Below are 25,754 nucleotides of genomic sequence, written 5' to 3'. Positions count from 1 at the left end.
CAGAGCAGAATGAAGGCTAAACCGGACGGGACTTCGCAAGACGGTAACAATACTGACGAACAGAAAGCGCAGCATCTCGCCGACTACGGAACTGAGCTGCCTGATATCCCGTGTGAATGTGGGACCAAGAATTGCGATGGGAGCTGCGCGTGATGGTCGAGTGGTGGACAGCCAGCTAAGGGAGACCTGATTCGTCGTCGCCGGGTGTGGGGAAGAGGCCGCCTGGTGCTGCCCGTCAGAGGGGGTGGCGCGGGGCGGTCAAGAGGTGGGGCGCTGGTAACAGCAGCGCCCCACCTTTGCTAGGCCAGTGCGGCGGCGAGCGCGAGGTAGGCTCCGCCGCCGACCAGGAGGCCGACGAGTGTTCCGACCGTGACTTCGGCGGTGGTGTGGTCCTTGAGTTCGACGCGGGACCAGCAGACCCAGGCGACGCCGAGGAGTAGGAGCGCGGCCCAGGGGTTGTAGACCTGGACGAGGACGGCGACCGCTCCGGCGGCGACGGCGGCGTGCATGGAAACTTTGAACTTGGCTCCGAACGTGATCGCGACGGACACGACCAGGGAGAAGAGTTCGGCGGCTGCGAGGGCGATCAGTTCGCGGGGTGCATTGCCGATGATCAGGATGCCGAAGCCGATCGCAAGGAAGCCGATGCAGGCTGCGAAGGGGATGACGCGTCCGGCGCGGTTGGTGACGTGATGGCTGTCCCACTGGCCTTTCTTGGCTCCGCGGACGATGACCGCCATGGGCAAGATGGAGCCGAAGACGCCGGTGATCAGGCCCCAAAGCAGTGTTTCGCCGAGGTGGTGGTTGGTGACCTGCCAGGCGACGGCGAGCGGGAGCAGCAGCACCCAGACCCAGGGGGCGAGTACTTCGGTGGCGATGCGGGCTGATCGCTGCCGGACGCTCGCGGGGGTGGTGTCAGCGGGCACGGGCGACATGGGGCGGTTGCTCCTTAATGAGTAGGTGGGCGTAAGCGGTGGCGACGGTGGCGAGCCAGGCCGCCTCGTCGCGAATGTCGGTCACGTCCGGCGGGGTGAACGCTACCGGGCTGACGGCGTTGACGGGCATCTCGTCCCGGGCGGCGGTGAGAGCGGTTGCGATGGTGACTGCCTGCGCGGTCGCGGCCGCCGTGGCACCGCGCACCGGATTGGCCTCGGCCCGGCCCAAGGCTGCGGCGTGCGCGGCCGGGTCGATGAACGGCTGTAGCGGGCCGACCAGGACGTCGTTGATCTCGGTGAGCCGGTGGCGGACGCGGTCGGCGATATCGCCACGGCCAGACCACAGGCGGCGGGCGGAGGGCTCGGTGAACTGGACCCTGGGCGCGAAGTCCACCAGGTCTCGCCATAGCGGCAGGAGCGCGCGATGGTGGCGCCGGAGCTGGAGACGCGGGCCTACGGCAGGGACCATGATGCCCGTCGTCATGAGCAGCAGACCGGCGGTGGTGAGGATGCCGGGCACGACGCTGTGGAACAGCGGGGCCAGCGGCGGCCACAGGTCGACGTGCCGGACGAGCGAACCGGCTGCCTTGTGCACGGCGAAAGCCAAGCCGCACATCGCTCCCCATCGCAGCAACCTTAGGCCGAGCCGCAGGTGTCCGGCTGGTAGGTCGCGGGCGTGGCGGGATACCACGATGACGTCGACCATCGCGAGCCCGATGTAGAGCACGAACACCGCGAGGTAGGCCACGATCACCGCGTGGTTGCCCGACGTCGAAGCGATGTCCGGATGGTCGCCAGCGACCGGCCCGGCGAGATAGAGCGCACCGAGCGCGAGCTGAGCGACTACGAGGAGCCGTGTTCGAGGCCGGATCTTGGGCGGAATCGTGTCGGCCGGGTGCGCCAGATACAACACGAACACTTGGAGGTAGTACGTCGAGAACAGCGCTGCGACGTGCGTGAAGTAGTTCGGCAAGGTCTCGATGCCGAACAGCCAGCCGTACACGCCCAAATCGACGCCGAGCAGGATCGCAACGTCGAGAGCGGCCAAGGCCCGCACCATCGCCAGGACGCCGGGCGTGCGGGATCGTCGCCAGGATCGGTACCAGTAGATCAGGGCGCTGGTGGTGGCCAGCCAGGTCAGCAGCCCTTGGAGTTGCGCGAGGGCGATCATGAGTCCTCCAGGAGGCGGTAGCGGGCGCTGGGGGTGTCGCCGGTAGCGGACAGGGTCGGCCGGGTCTGGCGCTCAATGAGGTACGCGAAGGTCTCCGCGGCTTGCTCCTGCGCCTCGGCGAACTCGCCGTCACGCTTCACGGCGCGCCGGATCATCTGGAGATCCGGTACGCCGTCGACACCGCCGGTGTCGGCAGTGCCGGCCTCGGCCTCGGCTTGGACGTGGCGGCAGGCGATGTGCCCGAGCTCGTGCAGCAGAATGTGCCGCTGGTGAGTGTTCGTGGTGTCCTGCCGGAAAAACACGAAGTCGCTGGCGGCGCCGGAGACCCAGACGCCGTAGGGCAATGGATCGCCCGTCCGACGGGACTCGGCCACGATGTTCTCGGGGTAGGGCTGGATCAGGATGGAACGTCCGCGCACTGTGGACAGACGTGCGGCCAGGTCCTCAGGCGTGACCGTGGCGGGCAGGTCGAAAGCGCACACCAAGGCCCGGACGTCACCGAGCTGCGTGACCGGCGCGTTGCCAGTCACGACGCTGTGACGTCGCCGTCGTCGTATCCAGTGCAGCAAACCCCACCCGATGGTGGGTGAGGTCATGCCGTGCGGCCGTCCTTTGCCTCAAGCTCGCTCACGTGCGCCGCGAGCGCGTCCAGCAAGCTCATGCTGCGATCGGACATACCCGTAGTCCGCAGCAATATCGGGAGGTGCTGCGGCGAACCTCCGCGCTGCAACGGCATCCCGCCCGGTAACGGCATCTCGGGCTCATCCGGCGTCGTCAGCTTCTTGGACCAGCTGTCGAAGACCTCGCGATCGAGAAAGAACCCGGCGGGCACACGAAAAAAGCACGCCAGCGCCTGAATCAAGTTCGTGCGCGGGTGCGGTTGCCCGCCCGTTCTCATCTGCCACACCGCCGAGTACGACACCTCGGTGCCCATCGCCTTCAGGGCGTCGGCGATATCGCGGTCAGTGTGAGCCTTGCCATCTTCCCTACGCCGGTTCTCGACCAGAAAAGCAAGCGCTTCTTGGACGGACACGGCCCCCTCAAGCGTCATCTCACCCTCATTTTTGTTTACGGATATAAACATTTCCGACTTGTCCGCGTTTTAACGTTGACAAACTTGCACGTCCCCCGGATATGGTCGGGTTACCGCGCTGCTCGCCAGCACACGCAAAACTCAGAATGTTTACGCCCATAAACATTTTTAGTTTTCCGGCGCTCGTCCCCCTACGGACGCCCGCCGGTTCCTCGCACGCCTCTTGTTGATCAAGTCGTGTCTTGGTTGATCGCGCGCATCTAGCCCCGTGTTAACCGTTTTAGGGGGATCGCTTTCCGTGAAGCACGCCACACCCATTCGTACCAACGAAGACGCCGAACGACTCACAAGGTCAGTCGATGCCTTTGCTCACCTCGTCGCGTCCCTGCGCCGGATCAAGCGCAAGCAGGCGAAGCTGGCCGAGGAACGTAAGCAGCATGAGGCCGTGATCAAGGCCGCCCTGGTGGCGGCTGATGCCGAGGTCGGCACGGTTAACGGCGTGCCCGTCGTGAGCTTCGTCCGATCGCTGAAAGTCGCGCTGGACCAGGGCACTCTCAAGGATCGTTACCCGGAGATCGCGGAAGAGTGTGCCGGAATTACGGAGGTCGCGACCTTTCGGCTGCTGAACGCATGACTGTTCCGTTCGGGGATCTGGTCGCGCTGGCCGGGGCGATGGTGGCCCACGCCCGCGCGACCGGCCCGACGGGTGTGCCCGACGACGGCGAGACCGCCGCGACGGTGGCCGCGCTGCTCACCGCCGAGCCCCGCAACGAGGCGCAGGTGCTGGTGATCACGACCGTGATCGTCCGCGACGCCCTTGCCGATCCGTTCCGGGAGACCACCGCGAACCGCTGGCGGGCGCTGCTGCCCGCGTGGGTGCAGCCGCAACTGATCGGCTCGACGGTCAACCGCCTCGTGGCCTCCGGCCTGCTGGTGCCCACGGGTCGCTACGTGCGGTCGACCGACTCGCCGGGCCGCAACCTCGGCAAGCTGCAACCGGTCTATGCCTTCGACGCCGAGGCCCTCCGCGAGCACCACCAGGAGCAGACCGCCGCCGCGTCCTGAGCCCTCCCGTTCTTCACCGCCGCGTGTCCACGCGGCGGTCTTCACCGTGCCCTTTCTGTTGTCCTGTAGGGGGATTTACCTTGGCGCGCGATCACGCACGTCTCGATGTACGGATCTGGTCCGATCCTGACTTCGTCGCACTGTCGGCCCTGGCGAAGCTGCTGTACATCCAGCTCGTCTCTCATCCGACGCTCACTTACGCCGGAATGCTCGACCTCACGGCGAAACGGTGGAGCCGTCCACACCCGGACGTCGACCTGGCCGAGATCCGGGCCGCGCTGTCCGAGCTCGACGCAGCCGCGTTCGTCGTCGTCGACCACGACACCGAAGAAGTGCTCATCCGCACATTTATCCGCAATGACCAGCTGTACAAGCAGCCAAACGTCCTGCGTGCGGCCCTGCGGACGGCCTTCGAGATCGAATCGCCAATCCTGCGCGCGGCGCTCGGGGTCGAGCTGCGGCGGCTGCCGGTCGAGGTCACCGGCTCTGCGCCGTCGATCACCGCAACCGCCTTGGAGTCGGGAGCGCACGAGCTACCGCCCGAGGTGAAGACTGCGGCGAAGCCGAGGCCCGCCCAGCTGCCGGCCTCGGCACCGCCGGGCGAACCCGCGCAGCCGCCCTCCGAAGGACCACCGAACGCTTCCTCGAACCCCTCACGGAACCCTTCCGCGAGACCCCTGGGAGAAGGGAGCGGGGAGACGGGAGAAGCTTCTCTTCCGTTGGCAGGTAAGAAACGGGGGTTTCCCGCGCGCGGCGCGCACTACGCGCGATCATCCGCAGAACCGGCGGCGGCGCAACATGACGCCGATCACTCGGACACCGACACCGGCTCCGTGCGGCAACGACGGCGGGCCGAAGCCGCCCGACTGGTCGAGTTCTACGGCTCGTCGGTGCCGTCCAAGGTCCGCGCCCAGCTGATCACCCACGTGATCGAGCTGCTGCGCGACGGCATCGGCAGCGGCGTTATTGGCGCGGGACTGGCCGCCTGGTCCAGCAAGACCCTGCCGCCCGGCTTCCTGCCCACGTTGGTCGGCGAACGAATGCGCGCGGACCGGATCACGGGTACCGATCGTGCAAAACGCGCTCAGGACGAGGAGATGGTGGAGCGGTTCGAGTCCTTGCGTGCCGCCGCGATCGCCGAGGACGACCAGGAGGGGCTCGGCCTGGCCGTGCGGCAGGCTCAGCCCCGGCACGCTGACGCCGAGGCCCTGACCGCGATTCTCGATGACGCTTTCGGCCGGGCTGTCGCATGAGCACGCTGCACGCGGTGATGAGCCGCTCGGACGTGCGCGGCCTGCTGATCCGGCACACCGGCGCCCACGTCACCGACGACGTGATTTCGGCCTGGGAAGTCGGACTCGCCGGGTTCAGCCTCGCGGAGTGCCACGCAGCCCTGGTGTCGATGGGACCCGCCGCCCGGCGCGCCACCCCTTCGGAGGTCGTCGGCCGCTGCGAAGCGGCCCGCGACCGCAGGACCGATTCGGCAGATACCGGGCACCGGCCGATCCCGTCGGCCCGCCACAACCGGACCGACTACCACCAGCAGGCCGGGCTCCGCGGAATCCATGCCGTCTACGCGCAGATGGGCTGGAAGCGCAACGCCGAGCACGATCTCGCCCGGGCTGTGCCCTGCCCGTTCTGCCGTGCCAAGGCCGGAGCGGTCTGCGGCCCGCTCACCCGTAACCGCGCCGGACGGCGTGAAGCACGCGATCCCGTGCACCGGATGCACCCCTCTCGCCTGGAGCGTGCTCAGGCCGATAGCGCCGGACGTGGCGCACCGCACCACCCCGTCAAGGAGACCTCCCGATGACCGCCCCCACCGACACCGACCTCCCGGCGGTGCAGCTGTGCATCCTGGGCTGCCGCAACCTCGCGGGCAAGCCGTTCCGAGCACAGCACGGTTACCTCACCTGCGATCCGTGCGCGGACACACTGCGGGCCGACCTGCGAGAACTGGCGCGCAGCTATCCGTCCCTTTCGGCCGCGCCCAGCGGCGGCGGCGCGTCGACCGGACGAGGCACGCCCGGCTTCGGGTCGCGTTCCCCGGCGCGCGACAGCGTGATCGCGCTCACCGACCGCCGGACCCACTCCGCGGAAGACGGTGACCCGCACTCGGTCCTCGAGGTCCTGTCCAGCTGGGCGGACAACGTCCGCGAAGAAGTCGGCCTCGCGCGGCCCGACGAGATCGACCAGCGGCAGGGGCAACTGCTGGTCGGCTGGCTGGACTTCACCGCCCGCCAGCCGTGGGCGGGCCGCCTGGACACGCCGCTCGACCAGCTCCGCGCCGAGATCACCTCCCAGCTCGGCCTGAAGGCGCGCACCGTCGGCGACGAGGCCGCGTTCCTCGCTACCTGGTTCGCGCACATGACCCGGCAATACTGGGTCGCCGACTTCGCCGCCGAGGTCCGGGAACTGCTGTCGTCCGTGCGTACCGCGATCGGGGCGGGCGAGCGCCGTATCCCGGTCGGCACCTGCCCGACCCCGGTCGGGGTGGACGCACGGCCGTGCGGTGCGCGGCTGCGGGTCCGCGCGGACGAGGACTGGATCTCGTGCCCGAAGTGCCGCACTCGCTGGCCGCGAACGAACTGGGACGAGCTTTCCGGGGCGCAGGGAGTGCCCGTGTCCGATGTCGCGATGCTCTCGGAATGGCTGCGTGTTCCCGCCGGGACACTGCGCCGCTGGCGTAGTGAGGACGGCTGGCCGAACCACGGAACGAAACGGCGGCCTCTCTACGAGCGCAACGCCGTGCTCGCTTCTTGGCAGCGTCGCCGCGGCGGCCTCCAGGCCGGCTGAGCGGCGAGGGGCGGGACCGGCGATCCACCCCGAAGGGTGGCTAGAACCCGCCGGTCCCGCCAGGTGCCACCGTGATCAAACGGAAGGCATCGCCAGTATATGGGGCGGGTCACAAACCCGAGAAACCCTTCCCTGTGTCGCTAATTTCGGATAGTATTCTTGTTGTTGGGAAAGGGACCTAGAACCCCCGGACCCGGCAACCACCGTGATCAACGATCGGAAGGAAAACCCTTGAGTGACACCATGAATCAGTGGTGGGTCATGTACGCCTACGAGGACATGCTCGACCTCTATCCTGGCCCGCATTCGGATGCGGTGATCGAAGCGCTCGGCGAGACGCGGCGGCCGACCATCCTCCGCGTGCTGGCCGACCTGTCGAGCAGGGGTGTGCCCTGCGCGTTCTGCCAGCCTCAGACGGACAAGACCTGTCCCGGCATGGAAATCCATGTCTCCATCGGCCACGACCGGATGTTGACGGAATCGGGGCATATGGTGCGAACCGGCAAGGTGATGGTCCCTGCGGGAGCCTCCTGGGACGCCGCAATGAAGCTGATCCCGGACATGATCGCCACCGGGAATTTCGTGGACCTGGGATAAGCGAGAGCTAGTCCGAACGTTGCGACGGGAGGTCGAAAAGCCTTCCGTCGCAACATCTTCTCACTCTTAGCCCGGCACGATCGGGCTCGCCCTCGCTCGCCGGGCACCTTACCTGGCTGCCCCGAAGGGAATCTCGCCATGACACACCACAATGCACACAAGCCGACGAACTCGGTTTGGGTGATCTACTACCTGCCCGACAAGCCGAAGTTCCCGGTTCCGTCCGTCATCTGGACGCTGCCCGACGCCGCGCCGTCTGGTGAACCTTGCCGCTGGTGCGCGCGTCTCGACCGCAAGGGGCCATGCCCCGGCGCTCAGGAGCACACCCGTGAGCACTACGCGCGGCTGACCGTTCGGCCCAGCCTCAATGGCCTCCAATTTGGACTTTTCGAGCTGCCGCCGCACATCTCCGTATGGATGTGCGGAACACACCTCTACGCCCAACTTGTGAGGCACATCAACCAAAACCGGCCGACCGGCAACGACGAACAGGACGCTTCGGCCTAACGGAAACTGCATGGGCGCCCGGTGGCCCGTCCTCCGTCCTCGCGTGTGGGGCGGATCACCGGGCGCACCCTTCCCTGATGTCGCTAAGTTCGGATAGTATTCTTCATGTCGGGAACGGGACCTAGAACCCCCGGAACCGGCACCACCAATCACCGTGATCAACCGGGAAGGAACCCGAAATGGCTGCCAGCAACAACATCGCCGAGCGCGTCCGCAAGCTTCTCGACAAGGCCGAGGATGCCGCCGTCACCGCCGAAGAGGCACAGACCTACGCCGCGAAGGCCGCCGAGCTGATCGGCAAGTACAACCTCGACGCGGCCACCCTGCGACACAAGGAAGGCAAGCGGCCCGAGCCGATCCGCATGCTCCAGTTCGAGGTGTCCGGTCAGGGCTGGCACGGCAAGGCACGCGCCGAGCTTGTCGCCCGCGTCGCGGAAGCCTACGGCGCTCAGGTGTGCACGCTGGGAAACAAGATGAACGGATCGCCGCGCTGGGTCCTGATCATGGCTCCTGGTGCCACGCTCAAAGCTCTGGAACTTCTCCTGCCGTCGATCGTGCTGCAGGCCGAAACGAACGGCATGAGGGCGACCCGCGAACACATGGCGGGGCTCAAGGGCCGGTTCGACACCTCGGCTAACGCCAACATCGAGCGTCGGACGTTCTTCCGCAGCTACTTGCCCGGCTACGGGCGCGGTGTGGCCGACAAGATCGCCGAGTCCCGAAATGCTATGGCGGACAAGGTAAAGGGGAAGACGGGCGAGCTTGTCTTGGTCTCCGACGCCGAACGCACCAAGGCCGCCTTCGACAAGAAGTTTCCTGACCTCAAGCCGGTCCGGGGTGACAAGTACAGCGAAGCCGGTGCCGACGCGGGCCGCCGCGACGGCCGCACCGCCGACACCGGGCAGACCAAGGTCGGCGGCGGCAAGCGCGAGGTGACCGCCGGTTAACCACCCGACCCGCCGCCCCGGTCCTGCACCACGGACCGGGGCGGCGGCACACTGGTACCGGCCCACCACCGAGGCGGGCAGAGGAGGACAGAGACACGTGATCCCGGCGGGCCGCACGCTCATCACTCAAGAGGACGTAGCCGCGCTCTACGGCATGAGCCTGCGCACCGCTCAACGGGCCGACCCGCCGCCGTGGGAGCGGCCGGAGCACCCGCGACAGGTCAACCCGGTGCGCGGGCAGCGCGGACACCGCCGACTCTGGGACGCCGAGCAGGCCACCGCTTACGCGCACGGCAAGCCGGTGCCCGAACTGCCGCCGCTCGGCAGCCCGGAGGATCTCCTCGACCGGGCCGAGGCAGCCGAAGAGGCCGAGATGAGCACCGCCACGTGGCTGCGCTACGAGAGCGCCGAACGCAAGCGCGACCGCGAACCCGGCGAACGACCGCTCGTCCCGCCGCCGGACCAGGTGTTTGGCGGTGAGCCGTTTTGGTACCGCCGCACCGTCGAGGCCTACCGGGCCGACCGCGCGGACCCGGACCGTCCTCGCGGCGGAGGACGACCGCAGGGAACACCCGAGAAAGTGCCGCGCGCCGAGCTGGCCACGCGCACCGCCGAACTGCTTCTCGAACGTGACGAGGATGGGCAACCACTGTCCACTTCGGAAATCGCGCGACGTCTCGGCGTGCACTACCGGACCGCGCTTCGGCACGTGACCGCCGCACGTGAACAGAACCAGGTTGCGCCTGACCAGCACCGAACGTAAAGTCATTCACGTTGGACCCGTGTGCGTGTCGCACGGTCCCCTCGACAGCGACAGAGCCCCGGTTACTCCCTCCCCCTCATGTAGCCGGGGCTCTGTCGCGCCTCGCCCCCGTACCGACAGGACGGGGGCTTTCTCATGTCCGCATGGTCCGGCAGCGATCGCGCCGCCCGTCTCCCGCGCACCTGGCCCACGATCCGCCGCCGTGTCCTTCGACGTGACCCGACGTGCCGCGTGTGCTGGTCCGCGCCGTCGACCGAGGTCGATCACATCGTGCCCGGCGACGATCACCGCGAGAACAACCTGCAAGGCATCTGCTCACCGTGTCATGCGAGCAAGAGCGGACAGGAAGGCGGACGCGCAGCCGCAGCACGACGCCCGTCCGCGCGCCGACCACCCGAACCGCATCCCGGCCTGATCGAAAGGTGACCACATGCGCGTGAAACTGTTGCGCCCGCTCGGCGGACGACCCGGCGGCAGCGTCATCGACCAAGACACCGCCGCCGCTGAATGGCTGCTCTCGGTCGGGTTCGCAGTCGCCGCTGATGACGCTGAGCCCGTCGACGAGCCCGGACCGGACACCGAACCGGCACCGGTCGAGCCGTCGCTCGGCACCGAAGCGGCGGCCAGCTCCGCGCGGCGCGGACGGCGTTCGCCACGTACCGCCCCTGGGGGGTGACCCCGCGCCACGGCCGCCGCACACCGGTTAGGCATAGCACCTCGCGGTCTGTACGAAACTCGGGCGTTTTCGCCACACCGCCCAGTTGCCGGCCGCAGCCTGCGGCGAACCCATCACCGAACCCGAAGGCGGTGCGTCGTCCGCTGAACCTTCTGTCCTCCGCCCAACGAAAGAAGACCGCCGCTGAGTCCGAACCCGACTTTCGCCCGAGCACCGTCGTTCCCCGGCTCGACCAGCTCTCCGCCCGCACTCTCGCCCGACGACAGCGTGACGCGACCGCCGCCGGGAGGACCCCACACTGACCCGTCCGTCCCGCTGCTAGTCGCGCCGTGCCACTGGTCGGCAGCGCAGTACGCCGTCCTTCGCTGGCACTACTCGCAGAAGATGCCGAGAAGCAAGATCGCGCCGTTCGGGATCTGGGAACACGGTGAATTCGTCGGCGCGATCATCTTCGGCCGCAGCGCCACCGCCGCTCTCGGCAGCCCCTACGGCCTCGGCCAGACCGAATGCGTCGAGCTGCTGCGCGTGGCGCTCCGGCCACATGAGCACCCGGTCACGCAGATGCTCGCCGCGAGCCTCCGTCAGCTCCGCGCCGCCTGCCCTGGGCTTCGGCTGATCGTGTCCTATGCCGACACCGCCCAGGGGCACCACGGCGGGATCTATCAGGCCGGTAACTGGATCTACACCGGCACGACCGCGCCCACCAACGCCTCCTACGTCGTGCATGGGCAGCTCGTGCACGGCCGCACCTTGCGGCACATGGCCGTGCACCGCCCGGCAGGGGAAACCGCGGAAGCCTTCGTGCGCCGCACCATCGACCCCGGCGTCACGCGGGTGATCGAGCGCACGGTGAAACACCGCTACCTCTACCCGCTCAACCGCTCGACCCGCCGCCAGGTCACCACCCTGGCGAAGCCCTACCCCGAGAAGGAGCCCACGGAATGACACCGAAGACCACCTCCGACCAGATCCCCGGCAGCGTCGGGCTCCTGACACCGCCGGAGAAAGACCGCTACCGCGAGAAGTTCGCCGTCCTGGTCGAATGCGCCGACGCCGCTGCCCAGGAAGCCGTGTACGTCGAGCTGCGGGAGCGCGGATGGCGGTGCAAGGTGGTGACCGTGTGAAGCGGATCTCAATCCGGCACCGCTCACCGGCCGCCGAGTCCTACCGTGCCGCGCGGATCAAAGCGCTGTTCAACGCCACCGACGACCAGGCCACCCGGTTCGAGCTCGACGCCGATCTCGACGTCGAGGACGACCGGTGGCGCATCGGGGTTGTGGTCGGCCCGTCCGGGTCGGGCAAGTCCTCCATCGGCGCGCGGATCTGGGACGACACCGCGATCTATTCCGGCGACGGCTGGCCCGACGACGCGCCGATCGTGGACGCCATCGCACCTGATTCCCCGGTGGACGAGGTTACCGCAGCACTGTCCCAGGCCGGTCTCGGCGACGTTCCGGCGTGGCTTCGCCCGTACACCGTCCTCTCGACCGGGCAGAAGTTCCGCGCCGACATGGCGCGCATCCTCGCCGAACGACCGCCCCGCGTCGTAGTGGACGAGTTCACGTCCGTCGTTGACCGGCAGATCGCGCGCGTCGGCGCTGGGGCGTTCGCGAAAGCGTGGCGGCGCGGGACCGGGCAGGCCGTTCTGCTCACCTGCCATTACGACGTCCTTGATTGGCTGCAGCCCGACTGGGTGTATGACACCGCCACCGGCACATTTACTCGGGGGTCGGTTCAACACCGGCGGCCGAGGATCAACGTGGAGGTCCGGCTGGGCGGGTGGTCGCTTTGGCCGCTTTTCAAGCCGCATCACTATCTAGACGTCGGCCCGATGATCGCGGCACGGGTCTACGCCGGATTCATCGACGGCGAACCGGTCACGCACCTCGGCGTCTCGACTCGTGGCCTGTACTTCAAACGCGCGGGGAAGAGCATCACCGCCGTTGAGGCCCGCGCCGCCCGGCTGGTCGTCATGCCCGAATGGCAGGGAGCCGGGCTCGGGACACGGTTCCTCAACCATGTAGCCGGGCTGCAATACGCCGGGAAGGGCGTTCTCCCTGACCGGGCGATGACGACGCTGTTCCACACCTCGCACCCGCACCTGTGCGCCGCGCTGCGCCGAGATCCGCAATGGCGTCAGATCTCGGCAGCGCTGCACGGCACGAATAAGGCCAAGAGCCGCGCCTCCATCAAGGGCGCTCCCCGCGGGCTCGCGGAAGCCGGATACGGCGGGCACTTCCGGCCGATCCAGGGCTTCCGTTACTACGGTCCGCCGACCTGACCCGAAGCCGCGGAGGTGATGGTCCATGGCGATCACCGGACGGCCGCCGTCGGCGAACCCGCGCAACCGCAACGCGAAAGCCTATGACTGGACGCCGGTCGAGGCGGTGCCGTTCGACGGACCATCCCCGGACCTGCCCCGCAACGGCCGCAAGAAGTGGCACCCGGAAACGGTGGCGTGGTGGGAAGCGGTTCGCCGGATGCCGCACTGCCGGCTGTGGGCGGAGACGGACTGGCGGTTCGCGCTGGAGACCGCCGTCCTGGTGGACGCGTTCTGGCGCGGTGAGGCCGCCCGTGCCGCCGAACTCCGGTTGCGGGCGGCCAAGCTCGGGCTCACCCACGAGGACCGGCTCAAGCTCCGCATCCGGTACACCACCGCCGAGGACACCGACGCGCCCCCAGCACCGGACCCGGCGGCGGTGACCCGCCTCGATGACCGACGCAAGAGGCTGGGCCGTGGCACGTGAGCTCGTCTACGCACCCGGACATGACCGGAACCGCTCCCTCGGCTGGCTCGGCGCGGCCTGGATCGAACACTGGACCATCCACGGACCGGGCGACGTCCAAGGCGAACCGGTAGATCTGGACGACGAGTTCGCGGGCTTCCTCATCGACTCCTACGCGCTCGACCACCCCGGACGACGGCTCTACAGCCGCGCGGTACTCTCCCGCGCGAAAGGCCGCGCCAAAAGCGAGATCGCGGGCTTCATCGGCCTGTTCGAGGCATTCGGGCCGTGCCGCTTCGCCGGATGGGCCGGGGGCGGGGAAACCTACACCTGGCGCGATTTCACCTACACCTACGCGCCCGGCGAACCGATGGGCCAGCGGCTCACCTACCCCTATATCCGTTGCCTGGCAACGGAAGAGTCCCAGACCGGGAACACCTACGACGTCATTCACTTCAACCTCACCGAAGGCCCGCTCGGTGAGGACCTGCCCAAGAACGCCGCCGGGCTGACCCGGATCGAGATCCCCGGCGGCGGCGAGATCGTGCCCTCCACCGCCAGCTCGTCCGCCAAGGACGGCGGTAAGGAATCCCTCGCGATCTTCGACGAGCCGCACCTGTACACCACTGCCGAGTTGCGCCGCATGTTCAAGACGGTGGACCGCAACCTGCGCAAGAGACGGACGGCGCAGCCGTGGGCGCTGCTGACGTCCACGATGTACCAGGCCGGGGAAGAGTCCATCCTCGAAGCGCTCGACAAGCAGGCGAAAGCGATCCGGGAAGGCCGCGCCCGCTCAGCGCGGCTGCTGTGGGATCACCGCGAAGCGCCTGCCGCCGTCGATCTCACCGACCTTGACCAGATGGTGGCGGCGCTACGCGAGGTCTACGGACCGGCCGCCGACTGGATGGATTTGCCCGGCATCGTGGAGAACGAGTTCTGGGACCTCACCAAGGCTATCGAGGAATCCCGCCGCTACTTCTTCAATCAACGGTCTTCCGCGGCTACGGCCTGGACCACCGCGCCGGAGTGGGACTCCTGCCACGATCCCGGCCGCGAGCCGCTCAGCGACGGCGATACCGTGGTCATGTTCTTCGACGGCAGCAAGAACGACGACGCCACCGGGTTGGTGGCGGTGCGCATGTCCGATGGACACGCCGCCGTGCTGCATTGTCAGGAGAAGCCCGAAGGCCCCGCCGGGGCCGGCTGGGAGGTCGACCGCGTGGCGGCCGACCTCGCCGTCCGCACCGCCTTCGAGCGGTTCGACGTCGTGGGGTTCTTCGCCGACACTCGCGAGTTCGAGTCTTACGTGGACACTTGGGGGTGGGACTTCGGCGACCGCCTCATCATCGACGCCACCACCGGCCGCAACCGTCACGCCGTCGCCTACGACATGCGCGGCAAAACCCCCGAGTTCGCTCCGGCCGTGCAGCGGACGCTCGCCGAGATCCGGCAGTCCGCACTGACCCACGATGGGGACGAGCGGCTGAAACGGCACATCCTCAACGCTCGGCGTCACCCGACCCGCTACGGCGTCCTTATCCGCAAGGAAACCCCCGACTCGCCGCACAAAATCGACCTCGCGGTCTGCCTCATCGGCGCCCGCCACGTCCGACGTCTCGTGTTAGCGTCCCCGGAATGGGCAAAGCGCGGACGTAAGCGGACAGGTCGCCTTCGTGTGTTCACCTGAGGCCGCGCGGTGCCCTGGCGGCGTCCTGCAATAACGTCAGATCGAAACGCGACGTTGTCAGATCATCACTCACCACGAGGATTTGACGGCCGGGATCGCCAGGTGCATGATTGTGTGGTGACTGAAGGTAAACGAAATCCCATCATTGCTGAATGGCTTAACGGACTTTCAACGGGTGATCGAGATGAGGCCAGGGTGGCCGCACTGAGGGCAACGAACCAGCTCAACGCCCTGCGCGTGTCAAGTGAGCTCGGCGTAGGAAACTTCCCGGATAACGTACTCACGGCATGGGCCATCGAGATCGTTCGCGCGCATCGAGTGGTAAACCAATCAGAATCCGCTTTTATCGAGGAAGCGCGCAACAAAGGATGGACTTGGGAGCAAATTCGTGATCGGCTCGGATTTCAGAGCCTGGAGGTCGCCAAGGGACGACAGGAGGCACTTGCGCTCGAACTGGAACGCACGCAGCCGCCGAACATACCTGGCGCGTACAGCTAGCGGCAGTGAACGCGCTCATCGTGCGGCGAGGTTATTCGAGTTACACGATGTGGTTCTAGTTCAGAGCACCCGCCGATCGAGTCGTCTGCTGCGGGTCGCAGCAGGCGACTCGATCAGCAGTTGATGGCTGCTACTTGTCTAGTGTCATCTTGCCGTCATATTTGTGAAGTTTGCCGATGTCGCCGCTGCCGTACCAGAGTTCGGCGATCTCGTTGTTGCCAAACTCTGCACACCAGGTGTACTTCCAGCCGAATGTGTCCGCGAGAAGATTGGCCGCCCCGTCGCACATCTGGCAGGCAGTCAACCGGCTGTCGCCGTAGTAGTGGTCGTAGTACATATTCGTCACATCCGGCTTGGTGAGCAACCCACCGTCGCAGCCGGGACTGATGCCCATTCTCTCGATGGATGACGGACTACCGTTTGCGACTGACGCGTCCGCAGCGCTCGCGACGCCGGAACCCATGATCAGGCCAGCAGCGCTGGCGGCAATAGCGGTCAATAGGCCAATCTTTCGCATGGCTAAACCCTTTCATTGCGTAAATTGAATTTCGTATTACTGCGCATTGGTACCATGTCTGCTCGTAGGCATGGCCCATTAGGATTGCGGCCGAAAATTGCCGAATCATGCAAAAATGTGCCGTGAAATTCTAGTGATTATCCCCTCCCGCAAACCACGTTAGTTAGTTGCCTTCTGACTGACCACCCGCCATCCGGGTGATAGATCGACAACTGTTTGACCTGTGGAATCAGCCCGACTTGCCGCTGCATGCAGCGGTTTCCGTCAATGCGAGGGGCATCAAGGGCTAAATCATTTTGGGGGGTCGTATCTCGCTATCGAAACCTGATGCACAAGACGTTGCTAGGCGAATTGAAGCGATCTGGCCGGATAGATTGCGCAATGACCGTATTCACCGTTATGTCCAAGGTGACCACGATCTGCCGTTCGCGCCCCGTTCGGCGCGCAAGGCCTACCGCTGGCTGCTGGACCGATCGCGCACCAACTGGTGCCGCCTGCTCATGCAGCTTCTCGCGCAGAACCTGTTCGTGGACGGCTACCGCGTGCTCGGACACGATGATGCGGTCGAGCCGCTCGGCTGGTCGCATTGGGTCCGTAATGGAGTGGCTCGACGTCAGGCGGCGGTACATCGCGCGACGCTGAAATACGGCTGGGCTTACACCACCGTCCTGCCGGGTGATCCGGTCCCGGTGATCCGGGGTGTGTCGCCGAGGCACATGACGGCGGTTTACGCCGACGAATCGGACCACTGGCCGGTGTATGCGTTGCAGCGCAAGACCTCGTGGACACCGGACGGGCCGCGCATGATGTATCGGCTGTTCGATGACCGCGCCGTCTACACGCTGGCCGAGAACAAGCTCGGAGAAGGGCCGTCCTATCTGGATCACGCCGAGCACGGCCTCGGTGTCTGCCCGGTAGTGCGGTTCCTCGACGAGGACGACCTCGACTCCGACACCCCCGGCGTGGTCGCTCCAGTCCTGGATATCCAGGACCGGCTGAACTATCAGACGTTCCTGCTGATGACGACCGGCGAGCACGGCGCACACCGTCAGCGGTGGGCCGCCGGGCTCGAACTCGATGAGGACGAAGAACCGCCCATCGGGCCCGACCGGCTCCTGCACTCCGACAGCCCGGAGACGCGGTTCGGAACGTTCGACTCCACGGACATGACCGGCTATATCGCGGTGCTGGAGCAGATCCTGCGGCACCTCGCGGCGATCACCCAGACCCCGGCGTGGTCGTTGCACGGGTCGCTGGCCAACCTCGCGGCCGACACCATCGACGCCGCCGACGCCGGTCTCCAACGACGAGTCGGTGAGCGGAAGACCTCCTACGGCGAGTCGTGGCAGCAGGTCCTGCGGCTGTCTTGTCTCGCCGCCGGGAACCTCGCGGGCTGGGACGACACCAGCGCCGTGGTCCGCTGGCGCGACACTTCCACTAGGTCGCTGGCTGGAGTGGTCGACGCCTGGGGCAAGGCAGTGCAGATGCTCGACGTCCCCGCCCGCGCGACGTGGGAGCGCCTACCAGGAGTAACCGACCAGGACGCCCGACGCTGGGCCGACATGCCCCGTCCCGTCGACGGGCACACGCTCCTGGCCGACTCGTTGAGCCGCGCGACCGACCCGGACCGGGGGTGACCCGTTGGCGACGTCACCGGATGGACGGGCGGCGACCCGCGCGCACAAGCTCGCGCAGGGCCGTCTCGCCGTGCGCGTGGTCTCCGAGGTGCTCACCGTCTGGCAGGCGGTAGACCCGCTCCGGCTCGCGGCCCTCGACTGGTCCTCACCGATTCTCGCGGCACTCGGCCGTCTCCGGTCCGAGTCCCGCGACCTGGCGACGACCTACTACCAGACCCTGCGCCGCGCCGAGGCTCCCACCGGTCCGCGTCTGCCGCGCGAAGCGTTCGCCGACGAGGACGACCGGTGGCGCGAACGGGCACTGACCTCGCTCCGAGTCACCGGTACTCGCGCAATCGCCCGGCTCGTCGGTGCCGGTCTCGACCCCGCCCGCGCCCTGGACCAGACCGGTCCTGGGGTCGCGGCCGCCTCGGTCCGGCACACCCTCGCGGCCGGACGGTCCCGCGTGGAAAGGGCGACCGCCGCCGATCCGGCCGCGCGCGGATGGCTGCGGGTCACCGACGGCGACCCGTGTTGGTGGTGCGCGATGCTCGCCAGCCGCGGAGCCGTGTACCTGTCCCGAGAGTCCGCCAGTACTCGAGGTGGCACCGAGGCCGAGTACCACGACGGCTGCGGCTGTCAGCCCGAGCCGTTCTTCCATGCGCCAGTGCTCCCGGACACCACGCGCGAGTTCGGCGCCCTGTGGGCCGATTCCACGCAAGGGCTGTCCGGCAAGGACGCCCGCCTCGCGTTCCGCCGCGCCTACGAAGCGCGCCGCGCGAACGCCTCCTGACCGGCCGCCCGCCCGGATTCCGAGGACAGCCCTCCACATTTCCTGTCCCACTGCGGAAACCGGGCGGGCAGGCCACTCCACCTCGCTCAACACCAGCACGGAGGACCGCTTGACCGACACCACCACCGGCACCCCGCCCGCCGACGACACGGCCGCCACCGCACCCACGACGGCGGCACCGCCGCCCACCCCGAGGCCGGCTGCGGCGGCCGAGAAGCCCGCGGAGCACCCGGAGCTGGCGACCCTGCGCGAGCAGGCGCAGCAGCTCACCGCCCAGGCCGAGACCGCGCAGCAGCGCGCGGAGAGAGCCGAACTCGACCTCGCCCGGCTGACCTCGATCCGGTCCGCGCACCTGCCGGACGCGCTCGCTGCCCGCCTGCACGGTGCCAGCGAAGACGAACTCAAGGCCGACGCCGCCGCGCTGGCCGAGATCATCACCGCCCTGATCGACGCGGCGGCCCCGCCCGCCCGCGCGGCCACGGCTCAGCCCGTCGAAGCGCTCCGGCCCGCCGCGAGTGCACCGATCGAACCGGTCGAGGACACCCCCGAGCAGATCAGCCGCCTCGTCTGGGGTTCCTAACCCACCCGCTCACCGCTCTGAATCTCTGGAGGCTCGTACCCGCCTATGGCGAACAAGTTCCTTACTCCCAAACAGCTCGCGTCCGCGTCCATCGCGGCCCTGACCCAGCAGACCGTCCTTGCCGGAACCACGTGGCGGGACGCCGAAGCGGACTTCGGCGGCAAGCAGGGCGACACCGTGACCGTGCGCACCGAAACCGTGGTCGGCGCGGCCCGCACGTTCAACCGCGCGGAGGGCAAGCCCATCGTGGTGGACGACGTCGAAGAGAAGTCCGTCGACGTCAAGCTCGACACCTACCTCTACAAGGGAATCAATCTGCCGGACGAGCAGCTGACGCTGAACGTCAAGGACTTCACCAAGCAGATCGCCATGCCGCAGGCCAAGAGCGTCGCGACCGGCGTGGAAACGATGGTCGCCGCGCAGATGAACGCCCTGCCCTCCGGCGTCCCGGTCAAGGCGGACGGTACCGACCTGCACCGCCAGCTGATTCGGGCGCGAGCAATGCTGAACAAGGCGGGCGTCCCGTTCGACCAGAGGTGGTTCGCGGTGTCCACCGAGCTGGAGTCCATGCTCCTCAACGACGAGGTAAAGAAGCTGGTCCCCGTGGACGCCTCCGGCTCCCCTCAGGCCCTGCGCGAGGCGATCATCGGGCGGCTTTACGGTTTCACGATCCTGCCGAGCAACTACCTCGCGGACGGGTCCGGTGTCGCGTACCACACCAGCGCGTTCCCGCTCGTCACCCGCGCGCTGGAAGTCCCCGCAGGGGCCACCTTCGGGCAGGCTATGAGCTTCGACGGGTTCGCGATGCGGCTGGTCCGCGACTACGACCCAGGTTTCCAGCAGGACCGCAGCGTCGTCTCGACGCTGGCCGGAGCGAGCACCACCGTGGACGACGGCGCGGTCAAGCGGGCCGTCAGGTTCACCACTGCCGCCGCGTGACCGAACCGGCGGAACCCGCTCCGCTGGCCTCCCTGGCACAGCTCAAGGCGAGGCCCGGCGTCGTCATCGTCGGTTCCGATGCCGAGGCCCGCGCCCTCACCGCGCTCGTCGACGCCTCGAACCTCGTGCGCGCCGAGCTGCCGCCCGCATTGCTCACCGGACCGGTTCCGCCCGCCGCTGTCACCGTCGTGTGCCAGGCGGCGGGCCGGGCCGTGCGCAATCCACAAGGCTTCGAGTCCGAGACCGCCGGGCAGTACTCCTACCGCTACGGCGACGCGGCCACGTCCGGGGTCTACCTCACCGAGGACGAGCGCACTCTCCTGCGGCGGATCTCCCGCCGCAGCGGCCTGCGCTCGGTCCGCACCCCCTACGCGGCAGCCCCCGACAACTCGGCCCCCTACAGCCTGCCCGTGGCCGGACACTCCGAGCCGTTCCCGTGGGAGCCCCCACCGTCGTGAACCTGCCGCACGAACTGACCGTCATCACGCCGCGCGAGATACCCGACGCCTACGACAATCCCGCGCCGACACTCGACTACGGCCCGGACGCGCCACGTCGCCCCGTTGCCGGCCTCGTGCTCCCCGGCGGCGCCGCCAGACGCGGCGGAACCGACGCCACACCGGGCCGCACGGCAGTCACCGGCTCCTGGTGGCTGCTGACCACCGAACCCGTTCACGCGCGCGAGCGCGTCATCCACAACGGACGCACCTTCACGGTGGACGGCGAACCGGCCCGGTTCGAGCCCCGTCCCGGTTTCGTCCACTACGAAACCGTCCTGACCCACACCGAGGGCTGACCTATCGCATTACCGCCCATCTTCGGAATCACCATCGACAGCGACGGAGCCCGCGAACTCCTCAACTCCGCGGAAGTGGCTGCCGCCGTGCACGCGGCGGCCGAACGGATCGCGGCCACCGCCAGCGCACAAGGCCACCGGGTCACCAGCGGCGCACCGCTACCGGTGAAGGTGATCACCGAGGCCGGGACTGATCGCCCCTCGGCCACCGTCGCCGTCACCCACCCCGCTGGAGTGGGCATGGAGGCGCGGCACGGGCTGCTCAAGCGCGCCGCCGAGGCCAACGGCTTCGAGGTCACCGGCCTCGACCCCGGCACATCCCGATGAGCCCGTTGCCGCCGGTCCCGCTCGACGGCGCCGAACTCGTCGTCCGGCGGCTCCGCGCGTACCTCGCCGCCGTCACCGATCCGACAGCCGCACGGGTCCAGGTCTCCACCGAGACCGGCCGAGGGCACGACGGGGGACCGCCGTCGTTGCCCTGGCTGCTGGTCGCCGAGGACGGACACGGCTGGGACTGGCCTGCCGTTCAGCGCGTCGTCATCCGCCTCACGTGCTGGCACCGCGACACCCACACCGCGAAACGACTCGCCGGGGTCGCGCTCGGCCTGCTGTGCGCGCCGCAGCCACGCGGCGCACTGCTCCGCGGAATCCCCGTTGCCGCACCGGTCGCCGGAATCGACCCCTACACGGCCGCGCCGCTCGCAACCGCGAGTCTCACCGTCCACCTGCGGACGCCAAACTGAACCACCGCCCGGAGGCTTTCCGCTACATGGCAATGAACTCAGCGCTCGTGCGCGTACCCGGAACCGGCGAGATCGCCCTCGCTCCCGCCGACACCCCGGAACCGGCCGACGCGACCAGCCCGCTCGCGGCCCCGTGGACCGGTCTCGGTCTGTCCACACCGGACGGCGTGACGCTGTCCAGGAAAGTGGAGAAAGAGGCAACCGAGCACTGGCAGCAACTCACTCCCGCCCGCTACATCTACAAGTCCCAGGAACTGACCATCGCGTCGACGTTCCAGGAGACCAAGGGCGAAGTCCTGTCCGTGTACTTCGGCGGGATGAAGTTCGCCGCAGTCGGCACGGGCACGCCGAAGAACTACCGGGCTGAACTCAGCTCCATCCCGAAAAGCGACGTTCGCGCTCTGTGCGTCGACTGGGTGGACGTCGTTTCTGATGAGGAGGTCTACAGCCACCGGCTCTATCTGCCGCGCGCCGAGGTCTCCGAAACCCAGGACGCGCAGTTCTCACGAACTCAGGAAGCCCGCTGGGGCCTCACTTTCTCCGCTCTCGCGCCGCCGAAGGGAAAGAGCTACATCGCGGTCTGGCTGACCAACGACCCCGCCGTCTTGTTCGGTGCCCCCGCTGTCGCGACCGGCGCGCTCGACGTCATCACCGAGGACCTGCCGAGCGCGAAGTGACGTTCGCACCATCCGGACACCAACTCATCGAAGGAGCACACACGACCGATGGCGACTCGACAGCGCGCGGAAGCGACGGGAAAGCCCGCTTCACCCGGCGGGAATTTGGCTGTGACGTGGCGCGGCAAGAAGTTCACGCTGCCCACCCCCGACCGGTTCCCGCTCGCCGCGATGGAAGCGGAAGAAGAAGGTAGGCACCTGACCGCGCTCAAGCTCATTCTCGGCGCGGACCAGTACTCGACCTGGCGAGCCCTGGCCTCCACTGCCGCCGACGCCGAAGACTTCTCAACTGTCGTAATGCAGGAGCTGGGGCGGGGAAACCCCTGACGGTCGCCGTCCTGCTGGCGGATGAGGCGACCGCTGAAGCACTCGAAACAGACCTTCTCCGGTATGGGGTCGATCTCCTCGACGTCTACCGGGGCAGTTTGTCCTACCGGCGACTCTGTGCGCTGGTGACCCATCTGCCCGGCGACGCCGCCGTGTGGCGGGTGGTCGATCCGAACGGTGGCTGGACGCGCGCGGATCTCCTGGCCTCGGTCACCGAACGCAGGGTCACTGCCCTGTGGGCGACCGTAGCGGCAGCACTGGGCCACGAACTGACCGACGAGCAGCTCGCTGACCCGCTCCAGGCGCTCACCGGTGGACACGGCTCACCGACCGCCGGGCAGCCCGAGGCCGGCTGCGGCGAGCCGGAAATGAAGTCACTGCGGGAGATCGCCGTATGGATGCGTAACGGGTAACACCTCGATAGCCGGGCGGGGGTGAACGCCTGGTGGCGACGGTCGGTCACGCCTACTTCAGGCTCATGCCTAGCCTGCAAGGGCTCGGCCGCGAGATCCGCGACCAGGTGCGGACGTCGGAGCGGGACGCGCCCGCGATCACCTTGTCCGCGCAAGTCCAGACGGCGCTGCTGAAAGAGCAGATCCGCACGGCGGCGCGCGAGGGCAACGAGTCCGCGATCCGGCTTCTGGCTGAGCTGGATGCTGTTCCCGCCGAGACCCGGTTTCAGCGGCTCACGCGGGAACTGAGCGGGCATTCGGTTGTGATCAAGGCCGTCGCGGACAAGTCGATCGGCGCAACCGTGCGCGGCCTCGGTGAGCTGGATGACGGTCTGAACCGCGCCACCGTGCAGTTTACCCGGATGACTCTGACAGTCGGCGCGTCCGTGCTCAAGTACGCCGCGCTGGCCGCCGCCGTGGGCCAGGCCGTGACAATCGTTGGCGGCCTCGGCTCCGCGGCGGCGACCGCATCCGGGGCCCTGCTGGTGGTCCCTGCGGCGGGGATCGCCGCAGCTGCGGCGATCGGCACGCTCAAGCTCGGCGTCGCAGGGTTCTCCGACGCTCTGAGGCAGTCGGACCCGCAGAAGTACGCCGAGGCGATCAAGGACTTTCCGCCCGCGATGGCGGCGGCCGCGAACGCGGTCCGTGCGCTGCGTCCGGAGTTCCTCGGTCTGCGGCAGGAGGTTCAACAGCGGCTGTTCACCGGCCTGGCTTCGGAGATCACCGCGCTGTCCGGCACATATCTGCCGTTGCTGCGGCACGGGCTGGGCGGGATCTCCGAGGGCCTGAACGCCGGTGCGCTTGGCTTCGTCGCGTTCGCCCGTGAAGGTCGCACGGTCTCCGACGTCGGGGCGATCCTGGGCAGCACTTCGGCGACCATGCACGAGCTCGCGCAGGCGGTGCAGCCGTTCCTGCAAGGGCTGCGCGATATCGCCGCCGTGGGCGCGGAATTCCTGCCCGGCTTCGGCTCCGGCCTCGCCGACGGCGCGCAGAAGTTCGCTGACTTCATCGCGGCGGCACGCGAGTCCGGGCAGCTCCGCGACTGGCTCTCGGCCGGACTGTCGGCCGTCGGTGACCTGGTCACGGTTCTGAAGAACCTGGGGCAGGTCGTGTATGGGGTGTTCTCCGCCGCCAGCACCGGCGGCGGTGGGCTGCTGACGGTCCTGGTCGACGTTACGGGCCAGATGGCCGAGTTCGTGCGCTCCGCCGAAGGCGCGGGCGCGCTCAGCCAGATCTTCACCGGCCTGCACGCCGTCACCTCCGGTTTGATGCCGGTTCTCGTCGCGCTCGGCCAGGCCATCATCGGCTCGATCGCCCCGGCGATCGCGCAGCTGGGGCCGATGATCGGGACGGCGTTCGCCGCGCTGGCCCCCGCGATCGCTCCGCTGGGCCAGGTCCTCGCTGCCTTGGCTCCCGTGCTGGGCACGGCGGCCCAGGCGTTGGCGGCGGTCCTGGTTCCGGCGGCTGCCGCGCTGGCCCCGATTGTCGGCGCGCTGGCCCCGGCCGTCGCGGAGCTGGTGGGGCAGCTCGGCGGCGCTCTCGGCGCGGCGGTCACCGAGCTGACTCCCGCCCTGGTGGAGCTCGCGCGGACGCTCGCGCCGTTGATCACGCAGTTCGGCGGGCTCCTGGTGCAGGCGTTGCGGCTCGCGGCCCCGGCGCTCGGGCAGCTGCTGACCGCGCTGTCGCCGATCATCGGGCAGCTCGGTGGCGCGCTGCTGCAAGCCCTCGCGGCCGTGCTGCCGGTGCTGTCCGCGCTGGGCGGGGTGTTCACCTCGGTGCTGCTGGCCGCCCTGAACGCGGTCATGCCGGTGCTTCCCGTTGTGGTGCAAGCGATCCAGCAACTCGCAGGCGTCGTGTCGACCGCTTTGCAGGCGGCCACGCCGGTGCTGTCGGAGGTCGGCGGGCTGCTCGGTCAGATCGCTGGTCAGATTCTCGCGGCGTTGCTGCCGGTGATACCGCCGCTGGCAGAAGCGTTCCTCGGGATCGTGACCGCGCTATTGCCGATCCTGCCGCCGCTGCTGCAACTGGTGTCCGGGCTGCTGCCGCCGCTGCTCGATTTGGTGACGTCGCTGCTGCCGGTGATCGTGCAGGCCGCAGGACTGTTCACTCAGCTCGCCGTCGCGCTGACCCCGCTGATCACGCAGATCAGCCAGCTGTTGATGCCGATCATCCTGGAGCTTTTCGGGCTGGTGAAGGGCAAGTTCTCCGCGATCGTGGAGATCATCTCCGGTGCGCTGACCGTGATCTCCGGCGTTATCTCTGTGGTGACCGGTTTGATCTCGGGCAACTGGGATCAGGCGTGGACGGGCGTGAAGAACATCGTCTCCGGTGCCTGGGGAATGATCAAAGGGATCGTCTCGCACAGCATCGGCGGCGTGCTCGATCTCGTCGCCAGCATTCCCGGCCGCATCCTCGGCGCGCTCGGCAATCTCGGTTCCCTGCTGTGGGAAGCCGGGCGGAACGTGATCCGCGGCTTGGTCGACGGCCTCACCTCCGGGTTCGGCTGGGTGAAAGACCGGCTCGGGGAACTCACCAACTGGATCACCTCGTGGAAGGGACCACCCGCACGGGACCGGGTCCTCCTCACCGGGAACGGCCGCTTGATCATGCGCGGTCTGCTGAGCGGGCTGGAAGATGGCGAATCGCAGATCCGGGACTACCTGACCGGCCTCACCAACACCCTGCACGTGGACACACCACCCGCTACCGGCACCGCATCGGCGGTGAACGGCCAGACGTCGGCACCGGTCCGGCCGGTGTTCCCGTCGGGGACGTCCGCGTTGGATGCCGCGTCGATCTCGGCCGCTGTGACGGCGGGGGTGCTGCTCGCGCTGGATGGCGCGCGGCTCCGTGTCGATGGGGCTGGGACTGCGCGACTGGTGAACACGGTCAACGCAGCCAACTCCCGACGCTGAC

At 68.0% G+C, this 25,754-nt stretch carries 34 protein-coding genes; 29 read left to right on the top strand and 5 right to left on the bottom strand.

Translation table 11 applies throughout. The features are described from left to right. Positions 1-299: 299 nt before the first annotated feature. From ACLJQ7_RS11600 to ACLJQ7_RS11585, 4 genes are read right to left on the bottom strand one after another with little or no spacing between them, the layout of a single operon-like run. Positions 300-935: a hypothetical protein gene (locus tag ACLJQ7_RS11600; protein WP_410648189.1), complete on the bottom strand. Its 636-nt coding sequence runs from the start codon at positions 933-935 to the stop codon at positions 300-302. Next, the gene (locus tag ACLJQ7_RS11595) at positions 916-2,106 is read right to left on the bottom strand and encodes an MAB_1171c family putative transporter (RefSeq protein WP_410648187.1); all 1,191 of its coding nucleotides are present in this window, start codon (positions 2,104-2,106) and stop codon (positions 916-918) included. Before ACLJQ7_RS11595 ends, ACLJQ7_RS11600 begins: the two co-directional genes overlap by 20 nt. After that, positions 2,103-2,702 carry a hypothetical protein gene (locus ACLJQ7_RS11590; RefSeq protein ID WP_410648186.1) on the bottom strand — a complete coding sequence of 200 codons (600 nt, stop codon included), beginning with the start codon at positions 2,700-2,702 and terminating at the stop codon, positions 2,103-2,105. Before ACLJQ7_RS11590 ends, ACLJQ7_RS11595 begins: the two co-directional genes overlap by 4 nt. Next, positions 2,699-3,157, bottom strand: a complete 459-nt coding sequence (locus ACLJQ7_RS11585) for a hypothetical protein (protein ID WP_410648185.1) — start codon at positions 3,155-3,157, stop codon at positions 2,699-2,701. The genes ACLJQ7_RS11590 and ACLJQ7_RS11585 overlap by 4 nt, the downstream gene beginning before the upstream one ends. A 280-nt stretch (positions 3,158-3,437) precedes the next feature. On the opposite strand from ACLJQ7_RS11585, the gene ACLJQ7_RS11580 reads away from it, so the two are divergent. From ACLJQ7_RS11580 to ACLJQ7_RS11500, 17 genes are all read left to right on the top strand, one after another. After that, the gene (locus ACLJQ7_RS11580) at positions 3,438-3,773 is read left to right on the top strand and encodes a hypothetical protein (RefSeq protein WP_410648184.1); all 336 of its coding nucleotides are present in this window, start codon (positions 3,438-3,440) and stop codon (positions 3,771-3,773) included. Then, on the top strand, positions 3,770-4,204 hold the full coding sequence (locus tag ACLJQ7_RS11575) for a hypothetical protein (RefSeq protein ID WP_410648183.1): 435 nt from the start codon (positions 3,770-3,772) through the stop codon (positions 4,202-4,204). The genes ACLJQ7_RS11580 and ACLJQ7_RS11575 overlap by 4 nt, the downstream gene beginning before the upstream one ends. 80 nt (positions 4,205-4,284) lie before the next feature. Further along, positions 4,285-5,457, top strand: coding sequence for a hypothetical protein (locus ACLJQ7_RS11570; RefSeq protein ID WP_410648182.1), 1,173 nt, complete (start codon positions 4,285-4,287; stop codon positions 5,455-5,457). After that, a complete protein-coding gene (locus tag ACLJQ7_RS11565; protein ID WP_410648181.1) occupies positions 5,454-6,014 on the top strand; it encodes a hypothetical protein in 561 nt (186 codons plus the stop codon). Before ACLJQ7_RS11570 ends, ACLJQ7_RS11565 begins: the two co-directional genes overlap by 4 nt. Then, positions 6,011-6,997, top strand: a complete 987-nt coding sequence (locus ACLJQ7_RS11560) for a hypothetical protein (protein WP_410648180.1) — start codon at positions 6,011-6,013, stop codon at positions 6,995-6,997. The genes ACLJQ7_RS11565 and ACLJQ7_RS11560 overlap by 4 nt, the downstream gene beginning before the upstream one ends. A 231-nt stretch (positions 6,998-7,228) precedes the next feature. Beyond that, positions 7,229-7,594 carry a hypothetical protein gene (locus ACLJQ7_RS11555; RefSeq protein WP_410648179.1) on the top strand — a complete coding sequence of 122 codons (366 nt, stop codon included), beginning with the start codon at positions 7,229-7,231 and terminating at the stop codon, positions 7,592-7,594. Between the two features lie 138 nt (positions 7,595-7,732). Continuing rightward, positions 7,733-8,101 carry a hypothetical protein gene (locus ACLJQ7_RS11550; protein ID WP_410648178.1) on the top strand — a complete coding sequence of 123 codons (369 nt, stop codon included), beginning with the start codon at positions 7,733-7,735 and terminating at the stop codon, positions 8,099-8,101. A gap of 179 nt (positions 8,102-8,280) precedes the next feature. After that, positions 8,281-9,048 (top strand): DUF2786 domain-containing protein, encoded by a 768-nt coding sequence (locus tag ACLJQ7_RS11545; RefSeq protein ID WP_410648177.1) that lies wholly within the window; start codon positions 8,281-8,283, stop codon positions 9,046-9,048. A 97-nt stretch (positions 9,049-9,145) separates the two neighbouring features. Further along, complete coding sequence (locus tag ACLJQ7_RS11540) at positions 9,146-9,811, top strand: hypothetical protein (protein WP_410648176.1); 666 nt, start codon at positions 9,146-9,148, stop codon at positions 9,809-9,811. A 135-nt stretch (positions 9,812-9,946) separates the two neighbouring features. Further along, positions 9,947-10,237 carry an HNH endonuclease gene (locus tag ACLJQ7_RS11535; protein WP_410648175.1) on the top strand — a complete coding sequence of 97 codons (291 nt, stop codon included), beginning with the start codon at positions 9,947-9,949 and terminating at the stop codon, positions 10,235-10,237. A 4-nt stretch (positions 10,238-10,241) separates the two neighbouring features. Continuing rightward, the gene (locus ACLJQ7_RS11530) at positions 10,242-10,487 is read left to right on the top strand and encodes a hypothetical protein (protein ID WP_410648174.1); all 246 of its coding nucleotides are present in this window, start codon (positions 10,242-10,244) and stop codon (positions 10,485-10,487) included. 384 nt (positions 10,488-10,871) lie between these two features. Next, complete coding sequence (locus tag ACLJQ7_RS11525) at positions 10,872-11,432, top strand: hypothetical protein (RefSeq protein WP_410648173.1); 561 nt, start codon at positions 10,872-10,874, stop codon at positions 11,430-11,432. Then, positions 11,429-11,611: a hypothetical protein gene (locus tag ACLJQ7_RS11520; RefSeq protein WP_410648172.1), complete on the top strand. Its 183-nt coding sequence runs from the start codon at positions 11,429-11,431 to the stop codon at positions 11,609-11,611. The genes ACLJQ7_RS11525 and ACLJQ7_RS11520 overlap by 4 nt, the downstream gene beginning before the upstream one ends. Next, entirely contained in the window at positions 11,608-12,768 is a 1,161-nt protein-coding gene (locus tag ACLJQ7_RS11515; protein WP_410648171.1) for an ABC transporter ATP-binding protein, read from the top strand. The genes ACLJQ7_RS11520 and ACLJQ7_RS11515 overlap by 4 nt, the downstream gene beginning before the upstream one ends. 25 nt (positions 12,769-12,793) lie before the next feature. Continuing rightward, positions 12,794-13,234, top strand: a complete 441-nt coding sequence (locus ACLJQ7_RS11510; RefSeq protein ID WP_410648170.1) for a hypothetical protein — start codon at positions 12,794-12,796, stop codon at positions 13,232-13,234. After that, positions 13,200-14,900: a Terminase gene (locus ACLJQ7_RS11505; protein ID WP_410648169.1), complete on the top strand. Its 1,701-nt coding sequence runs from the start codon at positions 13,200-13,202 to the stop codon at positions 14,898-14,900. Before ACLJQ7_RS11510 ends, ACLJQ7_RS11505 begins: the two co-directional genes overlap by 35 nt. Before the next feature lie 117 nt (positions 14,901-15,017). Then, a complete protein-coding gene (locus tag ACLJQ7_RS11500; RefSeq protein ID WP_410648168.1) occupies positions 15,018-15,398 on the top strand; it encodes a hypothetical protein in 381 nt (126 codons plus the stop codon). Between the two features lie 130 nt (positions 15,399-15,528). Here ACLJQ7_RS11500 and ACLJQ7_RS11495 read toward each other — a convergent pair whose 3' ends face one another. Beyond that, positions 15,529-15,915: a hypothetical protein gene (locus ACLJQ7_RS11495; RefSeq protein ID WP_410648167.1), complete on the bottom strand. Its 387-nt coding sequence runs from the start codon at positions 15,913-15,915 to the stop codon at positions 15,529-15,531. Positions 15,916-16,289: 374 nt separating this feature from the next. Here ACLJQ7_RS11495 and ACLJQ7_RS11490 point away from each other — a divergent pair, with 374 nt between their 5' ends. From ACLJQ7_RS11490 to ACLJQ7_RS11435, 12 genes are all read left to right on the top strand, one after another. Then, complete coding sequence (locus tag ACLJQ7_RS11490) at positions 16,290-17,552, top strand: phage portal protein (protein ID WP_410648166.1); 1,263 nt, start codon at positions 16,290-16,292, stop codon at positions 17,550-17,552. A gap of 4 nt (positions 17,553-17,556) precedes the next feature. Further along, positions 17,557-18,324, top strand: coding sequence for a hypothetical protein (locus ACLJQ7_RS11485; protein WP_410648164.1), 768 nt, complete (start codon positions 17,557-17,559; stop codon positions 18,322-18,324). A gap of 109 nt (positions 18,325-18,433) precedes the next feature. Next, on the top strand, positions 18,434-18,904 hold the full coding sequence (locus ACLJQ7_RS11480; RefSeq protein ID WP_410648163.1) for a hypothetical protein: 471 nt from the start codon (positions 18,434-18,436) through the stop codon (positions 18,902-18,904). 45 nt (positions 18,905-18,949) lie between these two features. Continuing rightward, entirely contained in the window at positions 18,950-19,843 is an 894-nt protein-coding gene (locus tag ACLJQ7_RS11475; RefSeq protein WP_410648162.1) for a hypothetical protein, read from the top strand. Further along, on the top strand, positions 19,840-20,301 hold the full coding sequence (locus ACLJQ7_RS11470) for a hypothetical protein (RefSeq protein WP_410648161.1): 462 nt from the start codon (positions 19,840-19,842) through the stop codon (positions 20,299-20,301). The genes ACLJQ7_RS11475 and ACLJQ7_RS11470 overlap by 4 nt, the downstream gene beginning before the upstream one ends. After that, complete coding sequence (locus ACLJQ7_RS11465; protein ID WP_410648160.1) at positions 20,298-20,639, top strand: hypothetical protein; 342 nt, start codon at positions 20,298-20,300, stop codon at positions 20,637-20,639. The genes ACLJQ7_RS11470 and ACLJQ7_RS11465 overlap by 4 nt, the downstream gene beginning before the upstream one ends. Before the next feature lie 75 nt (positions 20,640-20,714). After that, positions 20,715-20,966: a hypothetical protein gene (locus ACLJQ7_RS11460; protein WP_410648159.1), complete on the top strand. Its 252-nt coding sequence runs from the start codon at positions 20,715-20,717 to the stop codon at positions 20,964-20,966. After that, positions 20,963-21,382 carry a hypothetical protein gene (locus ACLJQ7_RS11455; protein ID WP_410648158.1) on the top strand — a complete coding sequence of 140 codons (420 nt, stop codon included), beginning with the start codon at positions 20,963-20,965 and terminating at the stop codon, positions 21,380-21,382. Before ACLJQ7_RS11460 ends, ACLJQ7_RS11455 begins: the two co-directional genes overlap by 4 nt. A gap of 32 nt (positions 21,383-21,414) precedes the next feature. Then, positions 21,415-22,059 carry a hypothetical protein gene (locus tag ACLJQ7_RS11450; RefSeq protein WP_410648157.1) on the top strand — a complete coding sequence of 215 codons (645 nt, stop codon included), beginning with the start codon at positions 21,415-21,417 and terminating at the stop codon, positions 22,057-22,059. Between the two features lie 48 nt (positions 22,060-22,107). Beyond that, on the top strand, positions 22,108-22,386 hold the full coding sequence (locus tag ACLJQ7_RS11445) for a hypothetical protein (protein ID WP_410648156.1): 279 nt from the start codon (positions 22,108-22,110) through the stop codon (positions 22,384-22,386). Between the two features lie 125 nt (positions 22,387-22,511). Beyond that, the gene (locus ACLJQ7_RS11440; protein ID WP_410648155.1) at positions 22,512-22,799 is read left to right on the top strand and encodes a hypothetical protein; all 288 of its coding nucleotides are present in this window, start codon (positions 22,512-22,514) and stop codon (positions 22,797-22,799) included. A gap of 65 nt (positions 22,800-22,864) precedes the next feature. Next, positions 22,865-25,753: a hypothetical protein gene (locus tag ACLJQ7_RS11435; RefSeq protein ID WP_410648154.1), complete on the top strand. Its 2,889-nt coding sequence runs from the start codon at positions 22,865-22,867 to the stop codon at positions 25,751-25,753. The last annotated feature ends 1 nt before the right edge of the window (position 25,754 follow it).

Origin of the sequence: Amycolatopsis sp. cmx-4-54, assembly GCF_046548895.1 — a bacterium.
Classification (GTDB): domain Bacteria; phylum Actinomycetota; class Actinomycetes; order Mycobacteriales; family Pseudonocardiaceae; genus Amycolatopsis.
The sequence above is the reverse complement of the archived record's forward strand: the minus strand, read 5'-3'. Positions and strand labels throughout refer to the sequence as shown.

What these genes read in the sequence shown, in the direction of transcription:
- ACLJQ7_RS11550 (WP_410648178.1), top strand. Translation starts at nt 7,733, where the DNA reads ATGACACACCACAATGCACACAAGCCGACGAACTCGGTTTGGGTGATC.
- ACLJQ7_RS11525 (WP_410648173.1), top strand. Translation starts at nt 10,872, where the DNA reads ATGCCGAGAAGCAAGATCGCGCCGTTCGGGATCTGGGAACACGGTGAA.
- ACLJQ7_RS11560 (WP_410648180.1), top strand. Translation starts at nt 6,011, where the DNA reads ATGACCGCCCCCACCGACACCGACCTCCCGGCGGTGCAGCTGTGCATC.
- ACLJQ7_RS11445 (WP_410648156.1), top strand. Translation starts at nt 22,108, where the DNA reads ATGGCGACTCGACAGCGCGCGGAAGCGACGGGAAAGCCCGCTTCACCC.
- ACLJQ7_RS11510 (WP_410648170.1), top strand. Translation starts at nt 12,794, where the DNA reads ATGGCGATCACCGGACGGCCGCCGTCGGCGAACCCGCGCAACCGCAAC.
- ACLJQ7_RS11600 (WP_410648189.1), bottom strand. Translation starts at nt 935, where the DNA reads ATGTCGCCCGTGCCCGCTGACACCACCCCCGCGAGCGTCCGGCAGCGA.
- ACLJQ7_RS11585 (WP_410648185.1), bottom strand. Translation starts at nt 3,157, where the DNA reads ATGACGCTTGAGGGGGCCGTGTCCGTCCAAGAAGCGCTTGCTTTTCTG.
- ACLJQ7_RS11535 (WP_410648175.1), top strand. Translation starts at nt 9,947, where the DNA reads ATGTCCGCATGGTCCGGCAGCGATCGCGCCGCCCGTCTCCCGCGCACC.
- ACLJQ7_RS11575 (WP_410648183.1), top strand. Translation starts at nt 3,770, where the DNA reads ATGACTGTTCCGTTCGGGGATCTGGTCGCGCTGGCCGGGGCGATGGTG.
- ACLJQ7_RS11565 (WP_410648181.1), top strand. Translation starts at nt 5,454, where the DNA reads ATGAGCACGCTGCACGCGGTGATGAGCCGCTCGGACGTGCGCGGCCTG.
- ACLJQ7_RS11495 (WP_410648167.1), bottom strand. Translation starts at nt 15,915, where the DNA reads ATGCGAAAGATTGGCCTATTGACCGCTATTGCCGCCAGCGCTGCTGGC.
- ACLJQ7_RS11450 (WP_410648157.1), top strand. Translation starts at nt 21,415, where the DNA reads ATGAACTCAGCGCTCGTGCGCGTACCCGGAACCGGCGAGATCGCCCTC.
- ACLJQ7_RS11435 (WP_410648154.1), top strand. Translation starts at nt 22,865, where the DNA reads ATGCCTAGCCTGCAAGGGCTCGGCCGCGAGATCCGCGACCAGGTGCGG.
- ACLJQ7_RS11475 (WP_410648162.1), top strand. Translation starts at nt 18,950, where the DNA reads ATGGCGAACAAGTTCCTTACTCCCAAACAGCTCGCGTCCGCGTCCATC.
- ACLJQ7_RS11520 (WP_410648172.1), top strand. Translation starts at nt 11,429, where the DNA reads ATGACACCGAAGACCACCTCCGACCAGATCCCCGGCAGCGTCGGGCTC.
- ACLJQ7_RS11545 (WP_410648177.1), top strand. Translation starts at nt 8,281, where the DNA reads ATGGCTGCCAGCAACAACATCGCCGAGCGCGTCCGCAAGCTTCTCGAC.
- ACLJQ7_RS11595 (WP_410648187.1), bottom strand. Translation starts at nt 2,106, where the DNA reads ATGATCGCCCTCGCGCAACTCCAAGGGCTGCTGACCTGGCTGGCCACC.
- ACLJQ7_RS11530 (WP_410648174.1), top strand. Translation starts at nt 10,242, where the DNA reads ATGCGCGTGAAACTGTTGCGCCCGCTCGGCGGACGACCCGGCGGCAGC.
- ACLJQ7_RS11455 (WP_410648158.1), top strand. Translation starts at nt 20,963, where the DNA reads ATGAGCCCGTTGCCGCCGGTCCCGCTCGACGGCGCCGAACTCGTCGTC.
- ACLJQ7_RS11505 (WP_410648169.1), top strand. Translation starts at nt 13,200, where the DNA reads ATGACCGACGCAAGAGGCTGGGCCGTGGCACGTGAGCTCGTCTACGCA.
- ACLJQ7_RS11590 (WP_410648186.1), bottom strand. Translation starts at nt 2,702, where the DNA reads ATGACCTCACCCACCATCGGGTGGGGTTTGCTGCACTGGATACGACGA.